Annotated in this window: 1 protein-coding gene; it reads right to left on the reverse strand. The window is 29.2% G+C overall.

Translation table 11 applies throughout. The annotated features are described in order from the left end of the window. Positions 1–56: 56 nt before the first annotated feature. A complete protein-coding gene (locus D5R40_RS33015; RefSeq protein WP_124146890.1) occupies positions 57–1,109 on the reverse strand; it encodes an RNA-binding domain-containing protein in 1,053 nt (350 codons plus the stop codon). Positions 1,110–1,364: the final 255 nt, after the last annotated feature.

A 1,364-nucleotide genomic window follows, 5' to 3' on the forward strand; every position in this document is an offset into this window, starting at 1 on the left:
AAAAAGGCTAAAACCTTTATCTGTAAATACTTTTAGATTTAATCAGCAAGCCCTAATTAGGAAAAATGATCGTAAATTTCAGGAATAGTTAATCCTCTTGAAGTATTTCCTACTCTAATATAAAATTCTAAACCTTTTTCGGTTTTAAGGAATGACTTTTTTAGCGATCTTTTGACATCAACAATACAAATTTCCTTGGTTTCTAAAGTTTCAATACGGACTTTAATATATTGAGGAAAACCAGCTCTAATGCGGTCATAAATAAAATTAGATAATGTTTGTTTAAATTTGTCTAGAGTTTCCAAGAAAGAAATATCTTTTTCTAAACCAAAAATATTACCATTCTCTTCAACTCCTATTAATAAAGTTCCTCCTTGAGAATTGAGAAAAATAACAATTGTTTTTAAAAGATTAAATTTTAACTTTTCATTTTTGCGATCTTTTTCAATATCCCATTGTAAAGTACTTTTAAATTCTAAACTATCGCTTTCCCTTTGTTTAATCAATTCATCTATAGGTTTAAACTCGTCTATTTTACGAATAGTCGTTAAAAATCTTCTTAATTTTCGTTCCTCAATTTTTTGATTCAGTTCTTCTTCTGTATCTGCTACTTCTATGACTGTTTGATTAATAACTGCAATATATTTCCCCCAATATTGGTCTTCTAAGTGTTCTCTATTTTTTTCAATCCATCGGTCATTTTTAACGTTACCCCAACTATTAAAATCAGTAATTGCTTCTTTAATAGACTTGTCTAAAATTTCAAAAACATCGCCTTTCATATTCTTGGAAATATAATCCCAAGCACCTTTTTTAAAAGCATCGCGACAGTCAGTTACGCTATCATTTGCTGTTAAGATAATCACAACAGAAGAAAGATTTCGAGATTGAACTTCCTCTAGGACAGCAAAACAACTATCATCTGCTTCCATACGCATATCAGCAATAATAATGTCAAAAGGATTTTGTAATTTTTCTGTTGCTTCTTTAGCGCTAACTGCTGTTTCAATATTTTGATAACCAAAGTCTTCTTTTAACAACTCTATTAATTCTTCGAGATAATTTGGGTTATCTTCAACTAATAGTAAATGAACGTTTTTTGTTTCCATAGTTAATTCTGTAATTTTTGAATTTTGATTTAACTTTTTCTACCGATAACCATAAGTAATATACATTTCAAACATTACATCATTTTCTCTGGTTTCTTTAATATAACCTCCAATTTCATATAGAGTTCTACGAATAATATGCAATCCTAAACCACTACCTTGACCTTTTTTGGAAGTAGTTATTAGGGGTTTAAATATCCATTATCATTTTCTTTGTGGGTTTAATACCCCACCGTCTACACGGTGTTCAAAATT

This window comes from Okeania hirsuta (assembly GCF_003838195.1).
GTDB lineage: Bacteria > Cyanobacteriota > Cyanobacteriia > Cyanobacteriales > Microcoleaceae > Okeania > Okeania hirsuta.